Origin of the sequence: Paludisphaera soli, assembly GCF_011064595.1 — a bacterium.
GTDB lineage: Bacteria > Planctomycetota > Planctomycetia > Isosphaerales > Isosphaeraceae > Paludisphaera > Paludisphaera soli.
Genome location: NZ_JAALJI010000027.1, coordinates 44390 through 68020, shown reverse-complemented (window position 1 = coordinate 68020; position 23631 = coordinate 44390). Strand labels below are relative to the sequence as shown.

Below are 23631 nucleotides of genomic sequence, written 5' to 3'. Positions count from 1 at the left end.
TTAGCCGGAATCCGCCCGACACGCCCCAGGCGGACCCTCGGCCGAGCGGCGGGAGTCTCAAGTTCCTGATTGATATTCCCCTGGATGGGTCGGACAATCGGGGTTCGCGAGCAGTGAATCGGCGGCCGCGTGGTTTGCGGGGCCCGGACGGGGACCCGGCGGGGCGTCGTTTCGAATCGCGGCATCGAGGGGAAGCGCGTTATGGATTCGATCCGTCACTTCGGGGAGCGACGGCGGGCGGGGGCCTGGGGGCTCGCGCTCGCACTGGTCGCGGGCTGGGCCGCGTCGGCCTCGCCTCCGGCCGCATTCGCCAGGGACGGACGGCTCCCCGACCCGAACCTCGACCTCCCCAAGGGGTCGCACATCAGCGTGATCGGCAACACCCTGGCCGACCGCATGCAGCACACCGGATGGCTGGAGACCGTCATCCACACCCGGTTCCCCGACCATCAGCTCACGATCCGCAACCTCGCCTTCTCGGGCGACGAGCTGACCACCCGGCTCCGCTCGGCCGCGTTCGGCACGCCCGACGAGTGGCTCGCCAAGAACCGGACCGACGTCGTCTGCGCGTTCTTCGGCTACAACGAGTCGTACGCCAACCTCGCCCAGTTCCGGACCGACCTGGACGCCTTCATCAAGCACACGCTGGAGCAGCGGTACAACGGCGAGTCGGCCCCCAAGCTCGTGCTCTTCTCGCCCATCGCGTTCGAGGACCTGCACGACCCGTCGCTCCCCGACGGCAAGGACGTCAACGTCCGCCTGGAGCGGATCACGGCCGTCATGCGCGACATCGCCGAGGCCCGCGACGTCCGCTTCATCGACCTCTTCCACCCCAGCCTGGAACTCTACGCCAAGGCGAAGAAGCCCCTCACCTTCAACGGGATCCACCTGACCTCCGAGGGGGACCGGCTGATCGCCGAGGTCGTCGAGCGGGCCCTGTTCGGCGACGTCAAGAAGCAGGATCCGGAGCGGTTCGAACGACTCCGCCAGGCCGTCCTCGACAAGAGCGACATCTGGTTCAACCGCTACCGGACCGTCGACGGCTACTCCATCTTCGGCGGCCGCGCCGACCTCGCGTTCGTCGAGAACCAGACCAACCGCGTGGTCGCCCAGCGCGAGATGGAAGTCCTCGACGCCATGACCGCCAACCGCGACCGGCGGATTTGGGCCATCGCCGAGAAGGGCGACGCCCCGCCGGTCGACGACTCCAACACCCCGCCGTTCATCCCGGTGGTCACCAACAAGCCCGGCGAGGGCCCGAACGGCGAGCACCTGTTCCTGGGCGGCGAGGAGGCCATCGCCAAGATGACCCCGGGCCAGGGGTTGAAGGTCAACCTGTTCGCGTCCGAGGAGCAGTTCCCGGACCTGGCCAACCCGATGCAGATGACCTTCGACGCGAAGGGGCGGCTCTGGGTCGCCTGCTGGCCCACCTATCCGCACTGGAAGCCGAAGTCCCCCCGGAACGACAAGATCCTGATCCTGGAGGACACCGACGGCGACGGCAAGGCCGACAAGCAGACCACGTTCGCCAGCGACCTGCACTGCCCGACCGGCTTCGAGATCGTCCCCCAGGGGGTCCTCGTCGCCCAGGCGCCCGACCTGATGCTGCTGAAGGACACCGACGGCGACGACGTGGCCGACGTCCGCACGCGGGTCCTCAGCGGGCTCGACTCGGCCGACACCCACCACACCTCGAACAGCTTCCGCAGCGGGCCCGGCGGCGACCTCTACTTCCAGGAGGGGACGTTCCACCACTCGCAGATCGAGACCCCGTTCGGACCGCCCGTCCGCCTGGCCAACGCCGGCGTCTTCCGTTATGAGCCGCGCTCGCAGAAGATCGACGTCTACGTCACCTACCCATTCGCCAACCCGCACGGCCACGTCTTCGACCGCTGGGGCCAGGACTTCGTGACCGACGGCACCGGCAACGTCAACTACTTCGCCGCCGCCTTCTCCGGCCACCTGGACTTCCCCGAGAAGCACCGGCCGATGAAGCCCTACTTCCAGCAGCGCACCCGCCCCTGCGGAGGCACGGAGATCCTCTCCAGCAGGCACTTCCCCGACGACTGGCAGGGGGACCTGCTGGTCGCCAACGTGATCGGCTTCCAGGGGATCCACCGCTACCGCTACCAGGACGAAGGCTCCGGCTTCACGGCCGTCGAGCAGGAGCCCCTGGTCTTCTCGACCGACCCCAACTTCCGCCCGGTGGACATCGAGACCGGCCCCGACGGCGCGGTCTACTTCGTGGACTGGCAGAACCCGATCATCGGCCACATGCAGCACAACCTCCGCGACCCCAGCCGCGACGTCGTCCACGGCCGGGTCTACCGCGTGAGCCACGAGGGCCGCCCGCTCTCGCCCCCCGCCGCCATCGCCGGCCGGCCGGTCGCCGAGCTGCTGGAGCTGCTGAAGTCGCCCGAGGACCGCGTCCGCTACCGGACCAAGTTCGAGCTGTGCGCCCGCGACGCCGCCGAGGTCCTCCCGGCCCTGGCCGCCTGGGTCGCCAAGCTCGACCCGGCCGACCCCGACCGCGAGCACCACGTCCTCGAGGCCCTCTGGGTCCACCAGACGTACGACGTCCCGAACCTGGAGCTGCTGAAGCGCTGCCTGACCGCCGAGGACGCCCGGGCCCGCGCCGCGGCCGTGCGGGTCCTCTGCTGCTGGCGCGACCGCACGCCCGACGCGCTCGACGTGCTCCGCAAGCTGGCCCGCGACGAGCACCCGCGCGTCCGCCTGGAGGTCGTCCGCGCCGCCAGCTTCTTCGACGAGCCCGACGCCCTCGACGTCGCCCTGACCACCGCCGAGAGCGCCACCGACTACTACCTGGACTACGCCCGCGGCGAGACCCTCCGGGCGCTGGAGCCGGTCGTCAAGAAGGCCCTCCGCGAAGGGCGGACGATCGAGTTCCGCAGCGACGCCGCGGCCCGCTACTTCCTCGACCGCGCCGCGCCCGAGGACCTGATCCAGATGAAGCGCTCGCGGCCCGTCCTGCGGGAGATCCTCTTCCGCCCCGGGCTCCGCGAGGAGGACCGCCGCCAGGCCCTGGCCGACCTCGCCGCGCTCGTCGGCGAGGCCCCCGCGAAGGTCCTGCTGCAGGACCTGGCGGCGCGCGACGCCGAAGGAGCCGCGAGCCTCGACGACGCCGTGGCGATGGAGCTGGCCCGGCTGCTGGGCGAGCGCGACCGGGCCGAGCTGGCCCCGATCCGCGCCGAGGCCGAGAAGCTGGCGACCGCCGGCAAGTCGCCGATCGCCCGCCGCATCGGCTACGCCGCCATGATCGCCGCCGACGGCTCGGCCGATCCCGCCTGGGAGCTGGCCTCGCGATCGGTCGGCTCGCTCCGCGACATCCTCGCCGCGACCCCGCTGATCCGCGACCCGATCGTCCGCTCGGCCCTCTTCCCGAAGGTCGAGCCCCTGCTCCGCGGCCTCCCCGAGGGGCTCTCCGGCGCGTCGGCCAAGGGGGCCGTCGGCCGCTACGTCCGGGTCGCCCTGCCCCGCAAGGGGACGCTGACCCTGGCCGAGGTCGAGGTCTACAGCGACGGCCGCAACGTCGCCCGCCAGGGCAAGGCCTCGCAGGTGAACACCGCCAACGGCGGCGACGCCGCCCGCGCGATCGACGGCAACGCCTCGGGCGTCTACGGCGACGCGGGCCAGACCCACACCCGGGAGGCGACCGACTCCCCCTGGTGGGAGGTCGACCTCGGCGCCGAGGTCCCCGTCGAGGCGATCGTCGTCCGCAACCGCACCGAGGGGACCCTCGGCCAGCGGCTCCAGGGCTACGAGCTGACCCTCCTGGATTCCTCCCGCCAGGTCGTCGACCGGCGGAAGGACCTGCCGGCGCCCGACGAGTCGGCCCGCTTCGAGTACGGCGGCGACGGCCCCGCCGGCCTGGTCCGCCGCGCCGCGATGGACGCCCTGACCACCCTCCGCGGCCACGAGGCCGAGACCTTCCGCGCCCTCGCCCGGTTCATCCGCGAGGGGGTCGACCGCCCGGCCGCGATCGTGGCGATCCAGAAGCTGCCGACGGCCGAGTGGCCCGCCGACGAGCTGAGCCCCCTGGCCGACGCCCTGCTGGCCCAGGTCGCCGACATCCCCGTCGCCGACCGCCGCACCCCCGCCGCGCTCGACGCGCTGCAACTCGGCGACCTCGTCGCGGCCCGGCTGCCCGCCGACCAGGCGAAGGCCGTCCGCAAGGCCCTGGGCGACCTGGGCGTCCGCGCCATCCGGGTCGGCACCGTCCTCGAACAGATGCGGTACGACGTCGACCGGATCGTCGTCCAGGCCGGCAAGCCCGTCGAGTTCGTCTTCGAGAACGTCGACGTGATGCCCCACAACTTCGTCATCACCCAGGCCGGCGCCCTGGAGGAGGTCGGCGAGCTGGCCGAGCGCACGGGCCTCCAGCCCGACGCCATGAAGCGGCAGTACGTCCCCCCCTCGGACAAGATCGTCCTGGCCAGCAAGCTGCTCCAGTCCCGCGAGGTCGAGCGGATCGCCTTCACCGCGCCGACGACCCCGGGCGTGCTCCCCTACGTCTGCACGTATCCCGGCCACTGGCGGCGGATGTACGGGGCCCTCTACGTCGTGGAGGACCTGGACGAGTACCTGGCCTCGCCCGAAGGCTACCTGGCCGCCCACCCGCTCCCCGTCGCCGACGAGCTGCTCAAGTCCAGCCGGCCCCGGACCGAGTGGACCTTCGACGACCTGGAGCCGTCGCTCGCCACCCTGACGGGCGACGCCGGCCGGTCGTTCCAGAACGGCCGCCAGCTCTTCCAGCTGGCCTCGTGCGCCACCTGCCACCAGCTCGGCGGCGTGGGGGCGAACTTCGGGCCGGACCTGGCGAACCTGGAGCCGAAGCAGGGCCTGGCCGACCTCCTGAAGAACATCCTGGAGCCCTCGGCGTCCATCAACGAGAAGTACGCCGGCTATGCGATCGGCCTGGAGTCCGGCCAGGTGGTCACCGGCCTGATCGTGGCCGAGGACGACGACGCGATCCAGGTCGTCGAGAACCCGCTGGCCAGCGTCCAGCCGCGGCGGATCGCCAAGGCCGACGTCGCCGACCGGGCGAAATCCACGGTCTCGATCATGCCCAAGGGCCTGCTCGACAAGATGACCCGCGAGGAGATCCTCGACCTCCTCGCCTACGTCGCCGCCGCCGGCGACCCCAAGAACCCCCTCTTCCGCCACGACCACGCCGGCCACGCCGAGGCCAAGGCCCCGGCCCACGGCGCCGCGACCGGCCACGGCCACGCCGGCTCCGGCCACTGATCGCGGCGGACCCGATCTCGACGCCTACGACGACCCCGGGGGCCCCCGCCCCGGGGTCGTTCCGCGCGGAGCCTCTTTCGCCGCGACCGGGACGTCGGGGGCCCGAAATCAGGACGTCCCTCTCGAACACGCGGAACGCGGCGGCGAAACGGTCTTCCCCCCTCGCGGGGGAAGACAGACCGCGAAGCGGTCAGATGAGGGGGAGGACGAGCACGGGGGCCGTCGGATCCCGCGTCCCGCCCGGTCGAGGCTCCGGACGGCGCTCGTGCTCGTCCTCCCCCTCATCCGGCCCTTCGGGCCACCTTCCCCCGCCAGGGGGGAAGGCCGTGAGACGTCACACCCCGGATCGCCGTCGGAGCCCTGGGTTCGCGACGACCTCCGACCGCTCGGTCGCCCGCGGCGGATCCGAGACGCTATGATGGGGACCGGCCGACCGCCCGCGTCCAACGGGGGCGGTCCGGTTCGTCGCATGGAATCGTCTCGGGAGCGCGTCCGCCCAATGAGCCAGGCCGATGAGGAACTCGCGGAACGTCCCGACCCGATCGACGACGCCCTGATGGAAGCCATCGCCGCCGAGGCGACTTCCGGCGCCCGGCCGGAGCCTGAGGCGGACGACGGGCCGGTCGAGCCGATCGCGGCCCGCTGCGAGCGCCTGGGGCTGGACGTCCCCGCGCGAATCCGGCTGTTCCAGGCGGCCTGCCGGATGGTCCACGAGGGCCACCGCCGGGGCCGGGTCTTCGGCGACCTATCGGCCTCGCGGCTCGGGGCGACCGAGGCGGGTGAGGCGGCCGAGATCCCGGCCGAGGGGGGTGACTCCGACGCGTTGCACGCCGCCACCAGCCCGGAACAGGTCCTCGGCGAGCCCCCCACGACGGCCTCCGACGTCTACGCCCTGGGCGTGGTCCTGTACGAGCTGCTGACCGGGAATCCGCCGATAACGGTCGACCCGTCGGACCCCTCGGCGGCGGCCCGCGCGATCAGCGAGCAGGCCCCCGAGCGCCCCCGCCGGGCCGCGCCCCGGGAGCGTCGCGCGGCGATCGGCGGCGACCTCGACGCGATCGTCCTGGAGGCCCTCCGCAAGGAGCCCGAGCGGCGTTACGCCTCGGCCGCGGCCCTGGCCGACGACCTGGACGCCTACCTCGCCGGCCTGCCGATCCGCGCCGGGCGGACCTCGGAATGGGGGCGGGTCGTCCGCTTCGCCCGACGCCGCAAGGGGGCCGTCGCGGCCCTCGCGGCGGCGATCCTGGCGGCGGCCGCCTGGGGCGTCTGGACGACTCGCGAGGCCCGCGCCCTGCGCCGCGATCGCGACCGCGCCGCCGCCTCGTCCGACCGGGCGCGGGAGGCCCTGGCGACCGCCCTCGACCGCCTGGCCGACGACTCGACCGCCGAGGGCGACGCCGCCTCGCTCCGCCGCGCCCTGCTGGCCGAGGCCTGGCGCTACTACGAACGGGAGATGGTCGAAGCCGACTCCGACCGGGGCCCGGGCGCGACGATCGACGCCGCCGACGCCGTCAGCCGGGTCGCCGCGATCCAGCTGGCGCTGGGCCGCAAGGCGGAGGCGGACTCCTCCTTCCGCGAGGCCGAGAGGCTGTGGAAGGGGCTGGCCGAATCGAGCCCGGGCGAGCCGACGTTCCACGAGCGGCTGGCCGAGGCCCGCGCCGGCCTGGGCCGCGCGCTCGACCCCGGGGCCAAGGTCCCCGAGGGCGAGGTCGCCGCCGCGCTGGCGGCGCTGGAGACGGCCGGCGAGGGCTACCGGAAGGCGGCCGAGGCCCTCCCCGACGAGCCCCGGATCCGCCGCCGCCTGGCCGGCGTCCTGCTCGACCAGGCCGAGATCCGCCGCCGTCGCGGCGAGGTGGAGCCCGCCGTCGCCCCGATCCGGTCGGCGATCCGGCTGCTGGAGGAACTGAACCTCTCGGAGCCCGACCGGCTGGAGACGCGGCTGGCGCTGGCCTCGGCCTACGGGCTGATGGCCCGGACGATGAGCGACCTGGACGAGGGCCTCCCCGCCGCGGCCATCGCCCTGGACCGCGCGATCCAGACCCTCGACGCGACCCCGGGAACGGCCCGGGACGACCCCCGCGTCGCCTTCGACACGGCCGCGAGGCTGGTCGACCTGGCGGACATCCAGTTCGCGGCCGGCGCGATCCCGCCGGCGTCCGAAGCCCTGGCCCGCGCCTCGACGATCCTCGAAGACCTGGCCGCCCGCTTCCCCGCCGCCTCGTCGTACCGGGCCGAACTGGCCTCGGTCGCCAACCTCGAAGCCGAGATCCTCCGCGGCCGGGGCCAGCGGGCCGAGGCCATGGCCCGCGCGGACCGGGCCCGGGACCTACTCGAACGCCTGATCGTCGAGCGGCCCGACGAGGCCCGGTATGCCGCCGCCCTGGCCTTCGCCCGGCAGCTCCGGGGCCGGATGCTCGCCCAGGAGGGCCGCGCGGCCGAGGCCCTCAAGTCCTTCCAGGGCGCGGCCGACCTGCTCGAAGGCCGGAAGGATCGCGAGGCCGCCGACTCCTACGCCCTGGCCTGCAACCTCGCCCTGGGCCTCACCCTCATCGGCGTGAAGGACGGCGGCAAGCCGATCGAGGACGCCGACGACCCGGCCCTCACCCCCGCCGACCGCCTCCGCCGCGACGTCTACGCCCAACGCGCCGTCGCCGCCCTCCGCCAGGCCGTCGCCCAGGGGTACGACCGCCTCGACTTCTACCGCCGCGACCCCGCCCTCGACGCCCTCCGTCCCCGCGACGACTTCAAGCAACTCCTCGCCGACCTCCAGGCCCCGCCCGCCGCCGGATGATCGGCTTCGTTCGCGCCGGCCCGGAAACGAACCCATCGGACGCAAGTCCTTGTGGGGTATGCGTCAAGGCGGCCTTGGAGGCCCTGGAAAATTGGGTTCGTTCGGCGCGCTTCGCATGACCTGCGATGCGGTCGGGGACGCTTCCCCGGGTCGCGGGGATCGATGATCTGCCGGTCGGGATGTCAAGGAACGGGAATCCTCCAACAGGGATGATGTCGCCGGATCGCAGATCGGGGAGCCGACGGGCGGGAGAAAATCGACGACGGTCCCGGAAATCGAGACCTGCGGGGCGACTCGCCGCAGTAGCTTCGTGGGGAGGGAGACTTGCTCATGCGGACGTCGGGACGGCGGGCGGTGCGGGATGTCGAGCGGCTGCTCCGCGACGGGGTGGACCCGCCGGGGGGCGACGCGCGGCTCCTGCATCGGTATCGGGCCGAGGGGGACGAGTCGGCGTTCGAGACGCTCGTCGACCGCCACGGACCGCTCGTGCTGGCGCTCTGCCGGCGCTACCTGCGCGACCCGGCCGACGTGGAGGACGCGTTCCAGGCGACGTTCCTGGTCCTCGTCCGCAAGGGGGGAAGCCTCCGCGACGGCGACGCCCTTTCGAGCTGGCTCTACGGCGTGGCCCGCCGGGTGGCGCTCCGGGCCCGCTCCGACCTGCTCAAGCGCCGGGCCCGCGAGGGGGAAGACGTCGGGCTCGACCGGGCCGTCGCCGCGCCCCAGCGGCCGGCGGACGACGCGCTGGAGACGCTCGACCGCGAGCTGGCCCGGCTGCCCGAGAAGTATCGGGCCCCGCTGGTGCTCCACCTGAAGGGCCGGACCTACGACCAGGCGGCGGCCGAGCTGGGCTGGCCGTCGGGCACCTTGCGGAGCCGGATGGCGAAGGCCCGGGCCCTGCTGCACGGCCGCCTCACCCGGCTTGGGATCGACGCCCCCGCGTGCCTGGCCCTCGCCCGGGTCGACCTGCTCCCCCCCGCCCCGCCGTCGCTCGTCGCGACGACGGTCGCCGCCGCCGGCCGATTCCTCGGCCCGGCTTCCTCCCTATCCTCCACCGCCTGGCCCGCCGCGGCCCTGGCCCAGGGAGTCCTCGCGACCATGTCCCCATCCCCGTGGAAGCTCCTCGGATTCTCGATCGCCTCCGTCGGCCTCACCGCCGGGGCCCTGGCCGTCGCCGGCGGCGGCCTGAACGGGCCCGCCCCCCGCGACGAGCCCCCCCCGCCGCAAACGCCCGCCGCGAAGGCCGACCGCCTGGACGCGCTGGAGGCCAAGCTCGACCGGATCGCCGCCATGCTGGCCGCGCCCGCCGCGCCCGCGTCCGCACCGGCCGCCGACCCCTCGGCGGCGATCCGGTCGGCCGTGGACGCGAAGGGCCTGCGCGAGATCGAGGCCCAGCTGTTGAACGCCTATCGCCTCTACGAGACGCGGCTCAAGCTGGTCGAGCGCGGCCTCGCCTCGCGCGAGGAGTTGGAGGCCGTCGTCCAGCCGGTCCGCGTCCTCTTCGCCCGACTGTTGGACATGAAGGATGAACGCGAATCCGCGTTGAAACTCTTTCAGGTCGCGTACAAAGACTTCCAGAGGCTGAGGGCCACGGCTGGCGAACGCATGGCCGAGCTTGACGCTTTGAACGCGGACGAAGGCTCCGGCCCAACGGAGTATCAGAAGATCGCCGCCGCTTCCCGGGCCCTGCAAGAGACGCGCGACCAGCGTGATGAAGCGAGGCGTGACATGTTGAGGCTGGAACGGGAACTCCTCCCGATGCAGGGCCACTCGGCGGCGGTCGAGAGGCTGATCGCCTGGACCCGCGAGCATTTCCCCGACGCCAAGCTGACCATCGACGACCTGCGCTGAGGCTTGGTCCGACCGATCTCACCCCAGGGGGGCTGACGGGTCCACCTGTCCCCCCTTCCCCCTCGGTGGGGGAAGGTGGCCGAAGGCCGGATGAGGGGGACCATCCAGGCGGACGAGGCGAGGGACCGATGGCTTTTCGAGGTGCCCCCCTCATCCGGCCCTTCGGGCCACCTTCTCCCACGAGGGGAGAAGGACGATTCGCGGCAGCCGGCGCGCCCCTCTCTCCGAACGGTTCTCGTGCTGGTCCTCCCCCTCATCCGGCCTTTCGGGCCACCTTCCCCCGCCAGGGGGGAAGGGCTTTGGACGATCTGCTGGATCGTCGGCGAGAAGCGTCGGCTCCTCGTTCGTCCGCCTTGATGGAGACGGCTGGCGTTCGGCCGGGGATGGGCCGATACTGGGGCCGGGAGGTGGACGATGGGGGCGATCGAGGCCGTCGCGGCGGAGGCGGGGGCGAGGGCTTCGCGGTTCCTCGGCGCGTCGGGGAACGTCGGGCTGGCGATCGGGCTGCTGGCCGGGGGGGAGCGGGTCGTGCTCGGGTGCGGCGAGACGGCCCGGGGCTCGGGCGTGGTCCCGGACGGCTCGACGGTGTTCGAGATCGGGTCGATCACGAAGGTCTTCACGGCCCTGCTGCTGGCCGAGGCCGCCGGGCGCGGGGAAGTCCGGCTGGACCAGCCGGTCGGCGAGCTGCTGCCGGCGGGCGTCCGCGCGCCGGACTATCGCGGCGAGCCGATCACCCTGGCGCAGCTGGCCCAGCACGCGTCGTCGCTGCCCCGGCTGCCGTCGGGCTTCCTCAGGACGGTCAAGGACTGGACGAACCCGTATCGCGATTATGGGGCGGGTGAGCTTCACGCCTCTTTGAATCGCACGAGGCTCGCGTTCCCGCCCGGCAGCGGGGTGAAGTACTCGAACCTCGGGGCGGGGCTGCTGGGGTACGCGCTCGCCTCGCGGGCCGGCGTCTCGTACGAGGGATTGCTGGCCGAGCGGGTGCTCCGGCCGCTGGGGCTGAGCGACACGGGGATCGAGCCGTCCGACGACCAGGAGGCGCGGCTGGCGAAGGGCCACGAGCGGGGCCGGCCGACGTCGAACTGGGACCTCGGCTCGCTGGCCGGGGCCGGGGCGCTGCGGTCCACGGTGGCCGAGATGCTCACGTTCCTGGAGGCGAACCTGGACCCGGCCGGCTCGCCGCTTGAGGCCCCCCTGCGGGCCTGCCACGAGCCCCGGCCGGTCGCCTGGCGGCGTCGGGTCCGGGTGGGGCTGGCGCACGGACTGGGGCTGGCGATCGCGTCGATCCTGGTGCAGCGGGGCGTCCCCGTGCCGCCGGGGAGCGGCTGGTTCCTGGCCCTCGTGCACCTGCCGATGATGCTCGCGATGGCGTGGAAGGGCTTCTGGTCGGCGACGTGGGCGGCCCTCGCGACCTGGGCCGGCTGCCTGGCGCTCTGGGGCTCGCGGTTCGGCTGGCTCCCGGCGGGCGTCGTGATGGGGGCCCTGCTGGTCGCGGCCGGGATGGTCGCGGGCTACGTCCCCCCGGCCTCCCGGGCGCGGCTGGGTTGGCAGGAGTCGGACCTCGGGGGCGGGGCGACGGCCCTCTGGCACAACGGCGGCACGGGGGGCTACCGCAGCTTCCTGGGGTTCGTCGCAGGGTCGAACGTGGGCGTCGTCGTGCTGGCGAACTCGACCGGCGACGTGGACGCGATCGGCTTCGACCTGCTGAAACGCCTGCACCACGCGGCCCCGAAAGCGTGAGCCGGGGGCTGTGTTTCCATCTCGCGAAGATTCTTGCATGCAAGATACTCCTGCAATATCTTAACTTCGCTTCATGGAGACTCCTCGGCCCGATTCGCCGAGTGGCGATGGGGATCTCTCGGACTTCGCGAGTCCGGGGGCGTCCCGGGGCCGGGGTGTCCAGGTCGTTCGTCGAGCTTCGCCCGTCCGGTCGAGACCCGCCTGGAGTCGCCCGCAAATGCTTCGAAAGTCCTTCTGGTTGATGGCGTTGCTGGTGTTCGTCTGGGCCACCTGGCTGCGGACGCCGCGGGTGCCCGACGGGTCGACCTCGGTCGTCATGGTCGTGCCGCAGGATCGGGCGAAGTCCGAGGGGCGGGCGCGGGAGTGGCTGGATTGGAACCGGCGGACGCTCGCCGGGGCGTATGACAAGGTCGGCGAGCGGGATCCCCGGTGGGACGCGAAGGCGAGGGAGGCCCTGGAGAAGGCCGCGCGGATGTTCAGCCTGCAGGTGGACCCGATCGTCCAGCCCGCCGAGATCCTGGCGCCCGCCGGGGCGGCCGTCGACGCCGGCTGCGACGACCCGTTGATCCGCTACCTGATCCGGCGCGTCGCGGACCTGCCGAGGGACGCGAAGCCCGCCGAGTACGCGGCCCGGATGGAGGAGGCGGCGGACGCGATGGCGGCCAGCAAGTACGCTGGGCTGCGTCGCGCCGTGGCCCATTCCGTCGCCGCCGACGGCCTCATGTGGGCCGCGAAGGAGGAAGAAAGTTTGAAGGAGCGGGCGAAGTCCCACTACGACGCGGCCCTGGCGCTGCTGCCGGACGCCGCCGCCCACGACGACCGCTCCTGGGCCTGGGAGGGCCAGTGGTACGTCATGCTCAACGGCCTGATCGCGGCCTATCGGGCGCTGGGGATGGAGGCGGCGCCCGCCTACGAGCGGGTCGACGCCGCGCTGGCCGAGGTCCCCTCGCTGGAGGCCCTCCGGCTGAAGGTCCGCGGCAACTTCTGGTACTCCTACGGCTGGGAGGCCCGCACGAAGGCGTTCGCCCCGAACGTCCCGAAGGGGGGCTTCGAAACGTTGGAGGAGCGGGCCGCCAGGGCTCGCGAGGCCCTGGAAGCGTCGTGGAAGCTCCAGCCCGACGCCGAGGTCGCCAACCTGCTGATCGACATCGACAAGTCGACCGGCGGCGACCGCGAGGCGATGGAGACGTGGTTCGAGCGGGCCATGGAGGTCAACCCCGACCACCGCGCGGCCTGCTGGTCCAAGCTCGACTGGCTGGACCCCAAGTGGCACGGCTCGTGGGACGAGCTGATCGCCTTCGGGCGGGCCTGCGGCGCGACCGGGAACTGGCGGACCGGCATCACCCTGCTCGCCGGCGACGCCCACTACCGCCGCGCCGCCCTGATGGCGCCCGCGGCGATGACCGCCTACCTCTCGCAGGCGGCGGTCTGGGCCGACGTCGGCCCGATCTATGAGGAATACCTGAAGCATTACCCCAAGGACGCCCGGGCGCGCAGCAAGTACGCGATGCTCCTGTACTGGGCCGGCCGCCACGACGAGTCGCACGCCCAGTTCCAGACGCTCGGCGACGCCCTCACCAGCTGGACCGAATTCCCCCACACGCCGCTCCCGAGGCTCCAGGCGATGCGCGCCGAAGTCGCGAAGGGCCGCGCCGGGCGGTGAGAGAGGGGCGCGCGGCCGGCCCGTCGTGGCGCGTCAGTGCCCCACGCCCGCGCCGGCCAGGGTGAACTCGCCGCGCATGAGGGCGTCGGCGCGGCGGCGCCAGGCGTTGAGGAGGGCGAGGCCGGCGACGAACAGGCCGGCGGCCAGGCCGATCCAGAGGCCGATCACCCCCCGGCCGGCCTGGAAGGTCAGGGACCAGCCCAGCGGCAGGCCGACGAACCAGTAGCAGACCAGGGTCCAGAGCATCGCCGTGCGGGTGTCCCCCGCCCCCCGGAGCGCGCCGGTGGCGACCCCCTGGAGGCCGTCGAAGAGCTGGAAGGCCGCCGCGACGAGCACCAGGCCGGAGGCCGTCGCGACCACCCTCGGGTCGTCCGTGAACAGGCCGATCAGCGGGCCGGGGAATGTCACCAGCGTCAGCCCGGCCGTCGTCATGAACGCGGCGCCGAGCGCCAGGGCCGTCCACCCCGCGCGTCCGGCCGCCGCCGGCTCGCCCCGGCCGATGGCCTGGCCGACGCGGATCGCCCCCGCCGAGGCCAGCCCCAGCGGGATCATGAACGTCACGCTGGCCATCTCCAGGACGATGTGGTGCGCCGCCAGCGACGCCGCGTCGAGCTTCCCCGCGAGGGTCGTCGCCAGGGCGAAGACGCCGACCTCCAGCAGGATGTGCGTCGCCGCCGGCAGGCCGATCCCGACCAGCCGGCGGATCGTCGCCAGCCTCGGCGCGAGGCTCGTCCGGATCAGGCCCGAGCCGCTCCGCGCGTCGTTCCAGAGCGCGTACGCGACCAGGAACCCCGCCATGTAGATCCGCGCGAGCGTCGTCGCCCAGCCCGACCCCGCCACCCCCATCGCCGGCGCGCCGAGCTTGCCGTAGATCAGCACCCAGTTCATAAGCCCGTTGACGAGGTTCGCCGACAGCAGGGCGGCCATCACCGGCTTCACCAGCCCCATCCCCTGCAAGTACCGCCGGAAGGCCGCGTAGAGGAAGAGGGGAGGCGTCCCCCAGATCACCGCCCGGAGATAGGGCTTGGCCCCCGCCAGGACCTCGGGGTTGAGCCCCAGGTGGTCCGAGAGCGGGTCGACGGCCCACATCACGAGCATGGCCGGCGGGCAGACGATCGCCGCCAGGTACAGGCCCTGCACCAGCCAGTCGTGGCACTCGTGCAGGTCCCCCGCGCCGTAGGCCTGCGAGACCAGGGCGTCGAGCCCCAGCAACAGCCCCATGCCGAAGATCGCCACGGCGAAGTAGAGCGCGTTCCCCAGGCTGACCGCGCCGATGGCCTCGGCCCCGAGCCGGCCGACGACGATCGTGTCGACCACGCCCATCGCCATCCAGCCCAGCTCCGCCGCCACCACCGGCCCCGCCAGCCGGAGCATCGGCCCCAGCTCCAGCCGCATCCCCTGCCGCAGCAGGCCCCTCTGAAGACGATCCATGCATCCCTTCCGCGGACGAGTCCCCTGCCGATCCCGACGCTTCGACGCCGCAACAGCCTGTCAGGTTCGCCGCCCTTCCGGCAAGGGGAGCTGGCGGAACCGCGTTTTTTCCGAGATTCCTCATTCGACGCCACCGCGACTGGACGGAAGTGCCTTGTGTGGAACGGGTTCTGATAACCCGTGCCACCCGGCGCTTGCCAGCGCCCGCGCGAGGGCGAGCACCTCCGCGTCGTCCCAATCGACGATCGGCGTCGCTTCGAGATACTCGTCCACGAGGAGCCCCCTCTCGATCCAGGGCGACATCTCGTTCGAGTCTAGAATCTGGACCTCGGCGATCGATACGCCCGGGTATTGATCGGAAAACGAATCGTCCTGGCAGTATCGAGCGTAGCCTCGAAGTTTTTCCAATAGCGACGAACGAAGATCGTCCTCGTCGACGGTCAACCCCGAATCGACGACGACCAGATTGAGCCGCCCGTCCTGGCCTCTAGTGATCATGTCGATCGAGTCGGCGACTTCCAGGCTCGTGACCGTCTCCTCTTCGCTACCGGCCGCGCGTGCCATGGGCCGGAGGTCCTTGATCCGCGTTAAGATTTCTTGGCGGGCGTCGCCTCGACGGCCTTGATGGCGGCGTCCAGCCGCTCGGGCGGGAGATCCTGCGACGCCAACTCCAAGGCGTATCCCCTCTCGACCGCAACCAACTCGCCGACGACGAATCCCGCGCCGGCCCCTTCCTTGGCCCAGACCAGGGCCGGCAGGCGGGAGGGCGAGGCACCTTGGCCCGGGTCGCGGCCGGCGAGCACCGCGGCCGCCTCCTCCGTCAGGTTGCCGACCACGGTGACCTCCCACCCCTCGGCCAGCTCGCCGAGCGCGCCGCGGAGCGACTCGTAGACCTCCTCCTCCGAGGTGACGACCGTCAGGCTGCTCCGGCGCACCTTCTTGAACAGTCGGTCGACGACGCGATCGCCGGCCGTCATGGCGGCGCGGACGTCCTCGAAGCCGAAGAGGCAGACCCCGCAGGGGTTGCGGTCCCCGAGGTCGGCCCGATCGAGCAGGACGCGCCAGCCTTCCGCCGCTGAGACCGTCAGCGACCCGTCGGCCAGCTCCAGCCTCAGGGCGTCGGGATGCCCCATCGCCTCGGCGGCCGCCGCGAACAGGTCGCGGCGATAGGCCCTGTCGAGGTAGCCGGGGGATCTCTCGTCGATATCGACCTCGCACATGGGCGCGGCCGTCGCCACCCCCAGCGGGCCGGCCGTGTGGTCGAGCGTGGCCCAGCCGGCCGTCACCGTCAGGTCGGGCTCGCCTTCGGTACCCCGCTCGACGCCCCGCGTGCGGACGAGCATGCGGGTCCTCTCCGACCCCAGCCGGATGCAGGCGTCGACGAACGGAACTCGCGCCTTCGGGTCGCCCCCGAAGTCGCGGGTCGTGTGCACCTGGCGGACCCGTCGGTAAGGACCGAGGTCGCCGTATCCCGGCGGCGCGTCGCGCAGGATGCGGTGCATGGCCATCGTCTCGACCCCGTACGCACCCATGTATTCGGCCTTGCCGAGAGCCTTGGCGACCGCTCGGAAGAGGTCCTTGGCCTTGGTGGTTCGCAGGACGGACGAGCTTCGCCGGACGATGTCAGTAGGCAAATCCAGCCTCCTCCAAGACTCTTCCTCCCTCTCCGAGCGGCCGATATGCCACTGTGACCGGAGCACAGCTGCAATGATAGGTCGACACGACGGCGGGGCGGGAGGGCCCGGCCCCCCCAGCCGCAGCATCGGCCCCAGCTCCAGCCGCATCCCCTGCCGCAGCAGGCCCCTCTGAAGACGATCCATGCATCCCTGCCGCGGACGAGTCCTCGAAGCCACCGACGTTCCGACGTCCCAATAGCCTGTCAGGTTCGCCCGCCGCCCGGCAAGGGGACCTGTTGCGACTCGGCTTTTCCGTTCGATCGAGGCGGGGATCCGCGATATCGTGGAGGCCCCGAATAGCCCCGACGCGTCGGGCCGCTGAACCGGACGCGATCGACGAGGAGGTTCCCGATGTCCGAGAAGGCCGCCCCCATCCCACGCCGGGCTTTCATGCTGTTCGGGATCTTCGCCACGATCGGGATCGGGGCGCACGGGCTCCTGGACGCCTGGATCGAGGGATGCCTCGCCTCATGGATCCCCGACGGCCTCGTGCTGGCGATCGTCGCGGTCGCGATGTCGGCGTACCTGATCGTGGGGCCGTTGCTCGCGTGGCTCGCGATCAATCCGGAACCTGGGGGGGCCTCCGGGGGCCGGCTCGTCGCGCCGATCTTCCTGATCGCGATGCTCCAGGGCCGAGAGTTGGCGCCCTTGTTCGCGCATCGGCTGGACCTCGCCCTGGGGATCGCCTGCGTTTACGGCCTGATGCTCGTGCTGGCGTTGACTTGGCTCCTGACCCTCGCCGGGAACGCGCGCGGGGTCGGGGTCGCGGCCTTCATGATCCTCATGCTCGGCCTGATGAACATGACGGCCTGGGCCGGCCAGGCGTCGTCCCAGGGGCTCCGCTCGGTCTTCGTGGCCTTCGCCGTCCCGGTCGGCACCCGCGGGGCGGCCCTGACGATCCTCGCGATCCGCGCGACCGCCGCCGCCAACCGCCGGGAGATCGAGAACTACCGAGCCCGCCGAGGCGGGGGCGCGGCGTCCCTGGAAGCCTAGGGGGCGGACGCGACGAATCCCGGCGGCTGGTCGCCGTCCTGGTTCGCCGGGAGGCGTGACATGGCGAGGCGTCGGCGGGTGACGACCGAGGACTGACCGACGAGCCGTCACGGGGCCGACGACGACGAGGAGTAGATCATCCCGATCGACGCGGCGGCATGCCGATCCGGACGGCCAGGCTTGCCCCCCGGCTCCCAAAGGCCGGGCCATCCGTCCGGACGATCGCCGACCGCTTGGTCGAGCTACAGGGCGTCGACCCCCGGCCGCCTAGGGTTCTTCGTCCCAGGAGAAGCCGGCTCCCCAGCCGCGGCGGATCCAGCGGGCCATCAGCTCGGCCCGGCCCCTCACGCCGAAGTGGCGATAGACGGCCTTCGTGTAGCTGTTCACCGTCAGGACGCTCAGCCGCAGCCTGGCCGCGACCTGCTTGTCGGTGTCCCCCTGGAGGAGGCAGGCCAGGACCTGCCGAGCCCTCGGGGGCAACGCGCGAGCCGAGACGTCCTCGTGGCCCGCGAGCGCCCCGCCGATGTGCCGGGCCACCGCCGCGTGCGTCTCGCGCACCAGCAGCCGCTCGCGCGCCTTGAAGTCGCGGCGGCCCCTCGCCCGGTTCACGACCACCCCGGCGCTCACATCGGAGGCCGCCGACCTCTTCAGCTCGCTGAAGCACCAGAGCATGTGGTCGATGCCCAGGCCCCGATGGACCCGCTGATAATCGTCCGACGCATACCAGGCCCGGTCCTTCAGCAACTGCCTCCGCGAGAGGCAGACTCCGTCGTCGCTCGCGAAGCGGGCGAAGTACAGGTTCATCGTCGGGTAGTAGCCCGGGTCCTCCAGCATGATCGCCGTCTGCCGCCCGAAGAACTCGCGGTCGAATCCGTTCTCCCAGCCCCACTCCACGGACCCCAGGCCGCGGGGGCGTAAGGCCACGCAGCCCGCCACCTCTCCCGAGAAGACGAGGTCGGCGTCGATCATCTTCGCGATCCCTTCGGTCAGCCGGCCCCTCCAGGCCAGCCGATCGTCCCCGAGATCGCGGCACTCCCCGACCAGACGGACCACCGCCCGTGTGTCCTCGACCCTCAATCGCGCCGAGTCGGCCATGGCGAGCTCCGAGATGGGGAATCTTCATCGACCCCCCAACTCTAGGGAGTGCGGCCATCCTTGCATACACACTAGGATCCCGTTCTCCCGGATTCGGCCGTGGATCGCGAGATCCGGCACCGAGAGGGGCAGGCACCCAAACCAAGAGGTAGGTTATGCACCGATCCGTTCTCAGAGCAGGCTCGTTCGCCGTCACACTAGGCCTCGTCGCCGCCTCCGCCGCCCATGCGGGCGAACTCCACGCCAGCGCCTGGGCCTACGGGGACGGCATTTACGATAACGGGCAGCACCCGAAGTTCGTGGTCGGCGACACGGGATCGGGCTGGGCCTCCGCCTCGGACCAGATCGGCGGCGAAGCGGTGGACTTCAAGGTCCGGGCCGGATCGTCCGCGACGGTGAACCTGGGGTCGGGCGGTGGCATCCACCTGAATACCTCGACCTCCACGGCCACGGCGGGAGCCCCCGAGGCGAGCAGCATGGCCTTCGGGCAGTGGGTCGACGACATCACCCTGGACCCGGCGGCGGGCACCGCGCGAGACGACCTCTACCTCGTCCTCCGCGTGGACGGCGTCATTCGAACCAGCCCCGGCGAGCCGTGGCGCTCGTCGGCCCGTTCCGTCATGCAAATCGGCCGCCTCCACGGAAACGAGGATTCCGGCGTCTATGAGACCGATCCCTTCGGCAATTCGGCGAGCATCCCGATCACGCGCTTCGCCGTCGCCTCCCTCGCGAGGTATGACTCGACCGACCTCGTCGAGGAGGATGGGGGATGGGTGCTCGGCCGCACCACGCGCCTCGACCCCTGGCGCCTCGACGATTTCGTGATCCACGAGTCCGGACCGGACTTCGTCTCGGTCTCATGGGAGACCATCGTGCAGGTCCCTTACATGGCGTCGCTCGGGGCCCATCGGCTCAACATCTTCGCCGTCGCCTCGACCTACAGCTACGCCGGCGGCTCCGGGCTCGCCGACTTCGGCAGCACCATCCGTCTGACCGACGTCCGCCTGGCGGACGGCCGGTCGGTGAGCGATCAGGTCAGCTTCGCGTCCGGGTTCCGCGTTGCCGCCGTGCCCGAGCCGGCCGGCCTGGTGTCGGCCGCCCTCGGCCTGGCGGGACTGGCGGGGTTGGCGGGCCTTTCTCGGCGAAGGGATCGGCGTCGCTCCCTCGCCGCCTGAGCGTCGACGGGCCCCACCCCGACCCTCACACAGGGCCCGAGTGCTTGCCGAACCGATCGCCCCGAGGTCGAGGCGTCCCGCGAACGCCGGATCGCGGCGGAAGCCGAGCGGGCGATCGGGGCCGGCACCCCCTCCGGGGGCTTGATCCGGGGGCGTCGATCGGCTGGAATTCAACCTTCGGTCGGGGCGGGCGCCTCGGCGATTCCAGCCGCGACGAGCCCGGGGACGCCGGGCGGAGGATCCGTGTCCAGCCCCACATCTTCGGCTCCCGTCCCCGTCGAGGGCGAGGGCCGCTCCCGGCGCGCGATCGCCGAGCTTTTCGCGATCAGCTTCCTCGTCCTGTTCCTGGAGCTGGCCTGCATCCGCTGGTTCGGCAGCTCGGTCGTCTTCCTGACGTTCTTCACGAACATCGTCCTGATGGCGTCGTTCCTGGGGATCTCGGTCGGCTGCCTGGCGGCGAGCCGGAAGGTCCGGCTGATGGACGCCCTGATCCCGCTGACCCTGGCGGCGACGGCCGCGGCGGTGGGGACGCTCTGGGCCTACGGCCACTTCAGCCAGGTGATGGTCGACGTGGGGGACCAGCAGTCGCCGCAGCTCATCTACTTCGGCACCGACGCGCGGATCAAGGACCCCTCGCGGTTCGTGGTTCCCATGGAGGCCGTGGCCGGGCTCTTCTTCCTGCTGATCGCCCTGATGTTCACCGGGCCGGGGCAGGAGTTGGGCCGTCGGCTGGACGCGATCGGCGACCGCGTGGTCGCGTACACGGTCGACATCCTGGGGAGCCTGGCCGGGATCGTCAGCTTCGGGCTCCTCTCGTATCTGAGGGCGCCGGCCGTGGCCTGGTTCGCCGTGGCGATGGCGATCGCCTGGACGTTCACGAAGCGATGGCGGAAGACGCAGCTCGTCCTGGCCGCGGCGGCGCTCGGGACGGTCTGGCTGGCCGACTGGCCCCGCGACATGCAGGGGGTGGAGACCGAGGTGACGTGGTCGCCGTATTATCAGGTGAAATACAAGCCGCGCTATAAATCGATCGACGTGAACAACCTGGGCTTCCAGGGGATGCTGCCGATGGGCCTGGGGGGCCCGGCCTACATGCTCCCCCACCTGATGAACCGCGACGCCGGCGGCAAGCCGTTCGAGGACGTCCTGATCGTCGGCGCCGGCTCGGGCAACGACGTCGCCGCGGCGCTGGCGCAGGGGGCCTCGCACGTCGACGCGGTGGAGATCGACCCGGTCATCAACGGCCTGGGTCGGCTGCATCACCCGGATCGGCCGTATTCGGACCCGCGCGTGACGATCCACCTGGACGACGGCCGCAGCTTCGTCCGCCGGACCGAGCGGAAGTACGACCTGATCTCCTACGCCGTGGTCGACTCGCTGGCCCTGCACTCGGGCTACTCCAGCGTCCGGCTGGAGAGCTTCCTGTTCACCGAGCAGGCGTTCCGCGACGTGAAGTCCAAGCTCAAGCCCGGCGGCGTCTTCGTCATGTACAACTACTACCGCCGAGGTTGGGTGGTGAGCCGCCTCGCGGGCCTGGCCGAGAAGGTCTTCGGGGCCCCTCCCCTGGTCTTCTCGCTCCCCTTCCAGGAGACGATCACGCCCGAGGACGACCAGCGCGACCACATCACCTTCCTGATCGCCGGCGACCCCGACTCGGCGACGGTCAAGGCGATCCGCGACCGCCTGGCGAAGGACCGCGCGTTCTGGATCAGCCCCCAGCCCCGCATCAACGCGGGCCTCGACGGCTACGCGGCCGCCCCGCCCCTCATCCCCGGCGCGCCGCCGTTCCACCGGATCGGCCCGGCGCGGGTCGAGACGACGCCCGGGGAACTGACCCCCAGCGACGACTGGCCGTTCCTCTACCTGCGCACGGCCACGATCCCCGCGCTGACGTGGCGAGGGGCGGCGGTGGTGGGGACGCTCTCGCTGGCCCTGCTGGCGGTTATGGCCCCGGTGCGACGCGCCCGCCCCAACGGCCTGATGTTCTTCCTGGGCGCGGGGTTCATGCTGCTGGAGACCAAGGCCGTCGTCCACATGGCGTTGCTCTTCGGCGCGACCTGGGTCGTGAACTCGGTGGTCTTCGCCGCGATCCTGGTGATGATCCTGGCGAGCAACCTCTACGTCCTGACCGTCCGGCCGAAGCGGCTCGCGCCGTATTACGCGCTGCTCGTCGCGGCGCTCCTGGTGAACGCCATGGTGCCGATGGCGACGTTCCTGGCCCTGCCGGTCGCGACCCGGACGATCGCGTCGTGCCTGGTGGTCTTCCTGCCGGTCTTCTTCGCCGGCGTGATCTTCGCCACGGCCTTCCGCGACAGCCAGCGGCCCGACATCGACTTCGGATCGAACGTCGCCGGCGTGATCCTCGGCGGCCTCAGCGAGAACCTCTCCCTGGTCCTGGGCTTCGACCGGCTCCTGCTGGTGGCCGTCGCCTACTACCTGCTCTCGGCCGCGTTTCGGCCGAGGACCTGACGCCGCCTCGGCGATCGCCCCGATCCGACCGCGAACCATTCGCCGGCTCCGGATGTCTCCCACGTCAAGGAGGCATCAAGATGAATGAATCGAACCTGCTCGACAAGTTCGCGCGCATCGGCGCCCGGTTGAAGGTGGGCGGGCCTTCGGCACGGACCCGGGGCGGCGGGGGCGTCCTGTCGCTCGACATCCGGGAGGACCGGGACGGGGAGTATTTCGAGGCGACGGTCCGGTCGGAGGTCGACCCCGAGGTCGCCGTGCTCGACGTCCAGCCCGCCGACCGCCACCTGCTCCTGCTGGTGCGGGACGGCGGCGAGAAGCAGAAGTTCCTCTGCGGCCACGACGAGCGGCACTGGTTCGTCGCCGCCATCCCCGAGGCCGCGCCGGTGGGGACCGTCCGCCAGGCGAAGGAGGCGCTCAAGCCCGACGAGGTCCGGATCGCCCAGGGCCGGCGGGGGCTCCGGGCCGAGGCCCGCAACCGTCGCAAGAACGCGGCCTACCGCCGCCAGGGGGAGTGGTTCTTCCTCCCCGCGCCGGAGCTTCGCGTGGACGAGTCGCTCGTCCTCCGCAACGAGCCCCTCCGTCGAGGGGCCGGGAAGCCGCACTGGATGGAGCACTGCTACCGGACGGGGGGCGAGACGGTCCACGTCTGCCGCCGGCATCCCAACGGCCTCACGGCGTCGGAATACCGCCGGGTCCTGGCCGGAAACCCCAAGGCTTCGAAGTGGGGATGGCAGGTCATGAGGCGCAACCCGGGCGTCTACGTCCGGGGGAGCGTCCGCCACGCCGACCACAAGACGATCGTCCTCCACGGCTGGCATCGGGTCCTCATGAACACCGAGACCCAGGCGAAGGCGATGCGGAACGTCGCGTTCCTCGATTGAGCCCGGGCCCGTCTTTCGTCCGACTGAGAATTCGGAGCGAGGCGGGCCTCCGCTCGGATACCATGGGCGTGACGGGATGCGGCCCGGTGGACCGGATGCGGGGGCGAGGCATGTCCGACGAGACGGCGCGAGCGGAGGATCGCTACGAGGTATGGCTCGCCCGGCTGGGGCGGCTCGGCCTCCCGTCGTCGCTGCTGACGGCCGCCGGATTGGTCGCCCTGTTCGCCTCCTCGGCGTGGTCGTCCTTGGCGAATTCCAAGGTCGGGACCCCGGGGAGGCTCCTGGGCGCCGCCCTCGTCGCCCTGGCGGCGATGGCCTTCCTGTGCTGGTGCGGCGCCCTGTGGAACCTCGGCCCGGACCCCGACCACGCCCGACGCTTGAGGCTGGCCCGCGGGGGCGGGATCTGGCCCTTCGCCGGCATCGTCGCGATGGGGCTGATCCCCGAGACGGCCGGGAACATCTTCGTCATCCCGTTCTTCGTCGTCACGCTCGTGACGGCGTGGCACGTCCTCGGGTCGGGGCGATTCGAACGGCGAAGGCACCGCGAGGCCCGCCGTGCTGCGGACGTCGGCGCCGGCGAGGCCGGCTGAGCCCTCGC

At 71.9% G+C, this 23631-nt stretch carries 14 protein-coding genes; 10 read left to right on the top strand and 4 right to left on the bottom strand.

Features of this window, described 5'->3' with window-relative positions; all coding sequences use genetic code 11:
• Positions 1-201 precede the first annotated feature (201 nt).
• The 5 genes from G6O68_RS25620 (at position 202) to G6O68_RS25600 (ending at position 13310) form a co-directional block, all read left to right on the top strand.
• Entirely contained in the window at positions 202-5265 is a 5064-nt protein-coding gene (locus tag G6O68_RS25620; RefSeq protein WP_165251512.1) for a PVC-type heme-binding CxxCH protein, read from the top strand.
• Positions 5266-5764: 499 nt separating this feature from the next.
• Positions 5765-8056 (top strand): hypothetical protein, encoded by a 2292-nt coding sequence (locus G6O68_RS25615; protein ID WP_165251511.1) that lies wholly within the window; start codon positions 5765-5767, stop codon positions 8054-8056.
• 330 nt (positions 8057-8386) lie between these two features.
• Entirely contained in the window at positions 8387-9904 is a 1518-nt protein-coding gene (locus G6O68_RS33370) for an RNA polymerase sigma factor (protein ID WP_165251510.1), read from the top strand.
• Positions 9905-10318: 414 nt separating this feature from the next.
• On the top strand, positions 10319-11647 hold the full coding sequence (locus G6O68_RS25605; RefSeq protein WP_165251509.1) for a serine hydrolase: 1329 nt from the start codon (positions 10319-10321) through the stop codon (positions 11645-11647).
• A 217-nt stretch (positions 11648-11864) separates the two neighbouring features.
• Positions 11865-13310, top strand: a complete 1446-nt coding sequence (locus tag G6O68_RS25600) for a hypothetical protein (protein WP_165251508.1) — start codon at positions 11865-11867, stop codon at positions 13308-13310.
• Between the two features lie 33 nt (positions 13311-13343).
• Here the strand turns inward: G6O68_RS25600 and G6O68_RS25595 are convergent, their stop codons facing one another.
• The 3 genes from G6O68_RS25595 to G6O68_RS25585 all read right to left on the bottom strand — a co-directional run bounded on the left by G6O68_RS25595 (position 13344) and on the right by G6O68_RS25585 (position 16375).
• Positions 13344-14741 (bottom strand): MATE family efflux transporter, encoded by a 1398-nt coding sequence (locus G6O68_RS25595; protein ID WP_165251507.1) that lies wholly within the window; start codon positions 14739-14741, stop codon positions 13344-13346.
• Positions 14742-14861: 120 nt separating this feature from the next.
• Positions 14862-15305: a hypothetical protein gene (locus G6O68_RS25590; protein ID WP_165251506.1), complete on the bottom strand. Its 444-nt coding sequence runs from the start codon at positions 15303-15305 to the stop codon at positions 14862-14864.
• 23 nt (positions 15306-15328) lie between these two features.
• Positions 15329-16375 (bottom strand): hypothetical protein, encoded by a 1047-nt coding sequence (locus tag G6O68_RS25585; protein WP_165251505.1) that lies wholly within the window; start codon positions 16373-16375, stop codon positions 15329-15331.
• 393 nt (positions 16376-16768) lie between these two features.
• On the opposite strand from G6O68_RS25585, the gene G6O68_RS25580 reads away from it, so the two are divergent.
• Positions 16769-17410: a hypothetical protein gene (locus G6O68_RS25580; protein ID WP_165251504.1), complete on the top strand. Its 642-nt coding sequence runs from the start codon at positions 16769-16771 to the stop codon at positions 17408-17410.
• A 267-nt stretch (positions 17411-17677) separates the two neighbouring features.
• On the opposite strand, the gene G6O68_RS25575 is transcribed toward G6O68_RS25580, so the two are convergent.
• Positions 17678-18463, bottom strand: coding sequence for a helix-turn-helix transcriptional regulator (locus G6O68_RS25575; protein ID WP_165251503.1), 786 nt, complete (start codon positions 18461-18463; stop codon positions 17678-17680).
• Positions 18464-18660: 197 nt separating this feature from the next.
• Here G6O68_RS25575 and G6O68_RS25570 point away from each other — a divergent pair, with 197 nt between their 5' ends.
• From G6O68_RS25570 to G6O68_RS25555, 4 genes are all read left to right on the top strand, one after another.
• Complete coding sequence (locus G6O68_RS25570) at positions 18661-19680, top strand: hypothetical protein (RefSeq protein WP_165251502.1); 1020 nt, start codon at positions 18661-18663, stop codon at positions 19678-19680.
• Positions 19681-19923: 243 nt separating this feature from the next.
• Positions 19924-22149, top strand: a complete 2226-nt coding sequence (locus G6O68_RS25565) for a spermine/spermidine synthase domain-containing protein (protein WP_165251501.1) — start codon at positions 19924-19926, stop codon at positions 22147-22149.
• An 80-nt stretch (positions 22150-22229) separates the two neighbouring features.
• A complete protein-coding gene (locus tag G6O68_RS25560; protein ID WP_165251500.1) occupies positions 22230-23033 on the top strand; it encodes a hypothetical protein in 804 nt (267 codons plus the stop codon).
• 110 nt (positions 23034-23143) lie between these two features.
• On the top strand, positions 23144-23623 hold the full coding sequence (locus G6O68_RS25555; protein WP_165251499.1) for a hypothetical protein: 480 nt from the start codon (positions 23144-23146) through the stop codon (positions 23621-23623).
• The last annotated feature ends 8 nt before the right edge of the window (positions 23624-23631 follow it).

Bases quoted from the DNA above. Each gene is read 5' to 3' on its own strand.
- G6O68_RS25615 (WP_165251511.1), top strand. From the start codon at position 5,765: ATGAGCCAGGCCGATGAGGAACTCGCGGAACGTCCCGACCCGATCGAC.
- G6O68_RS25555 (WP_165251499.1), top strand. From the start codon at position 23,144: ATGTCCGACGAGACGGCGCGAGCGGAGGATCGCTACGAGGTATGGCTC.
- G6O68_RS25590 (WP_165251506.1), bottom strand. From the start codon at position 15,305: ATGGCACGCGCGGCCGGTAGCGAAGAGGAGACGGTCACGAGCCTGGAA.
- G6O68_RS25605 (WP_165251509.1), top strand. From the start codon at position 10,319: ATGGGGGCGATCGAGGCCGTCGCGGCGGAGGCGGGGGCGAGGGCTTCG.
- G6O68_RS25580 (WP_165251504.1), top strand. From the start codon at position 16,769: ATGTCCGAGAAGGCCGCCCCCATCCCACGCCGGGCTTTCATGCTGTTC.
- G6O68_RS25595 (WP_165251507.1), bottom strand. From the start codon at position 14,741: ATGGATCGTCTTCAGAGGGGCCTGCTGCGGCAGGGGATGCGGCTGGAG.
- G6O68_RS25570 (WP_165251502.1), top strand. From the start codon at position 18,661: ATGCACCGATCCGTTCTCAGAGCAGGCTCGTTCGCCGTCACACTAGGC.
- G6O68_RS25600 (WP_165251508.1), top strand. From the start codon at position 11,865: ATGCTTCGAAAGTCCTTCTGGTTGATGGCGTTGCTGGTGTTCGTCTGG.
- G6O68_RS25560 (WP_165251500.1), top strand. From the start codon at position 22,230: ATGAATGAATCGAACCTGCTCGACAAGTTCGCGCGCATCGGCGCCCGG.
- G6O68_RS25620 (WP_165251512.1), top strand. From the start codon at position 202: ATGGATTCGATCCGTCACTTCGGGGAGCGACGGCGGGCGGGGGCCTGG.
- G6O68_RS33370 (WP_165251510.1), top strand. From the start codon at position 8,387: ATGCGGACGTCGGGACGGCGGGCGGTGCGGGATGTCGAGCGGCTGCTC.